Source organism: Erythrobacter sp. (genome assembly GCF_038133525.1).
In the GTDB taxonomy this organism is placed as follows: domain Bacteria; phylum Pseudomonadota; class Alphaproteobacteria; order Sphingomonadales; family Sphingomonadaceae; genus Qipengyuania.
This window is the reverse complement of record NZ_JAYPTL010000175.1, coordinates 1-304: the sequence shown is the minus strand read 5'-3', so window position 1 is coordinate 304 and position 304 is coordinate 1.

Here is a 304-nt window from a genome sequence, read left to right as displayed (position 1 = left end):
TCCTGACGGTCTTCCTCGATACATGCAGCCGTCGCGCGATCTCCCGCACTGATTGCCTCTGCACGAAATATGCGCGCCTGATCCGACCAATCGTCTCCACCGTCGTCATCCTCCGCCTCGTCGTCAGCCCAAATAGCCAACGAACATAGATAACCCGGAGGTGGTCCCCGATTAGGCGCCGATCACCGAGTCAGGTGGGCACCAATTGCATGCCGATTCACAGGTAAAGCCTTGCGCAAGATTGCGATCATCCGAGTTTGAAAGTGCAGTGGCGCTTTCAAACTCGGATGATCGCTCAAGAGAG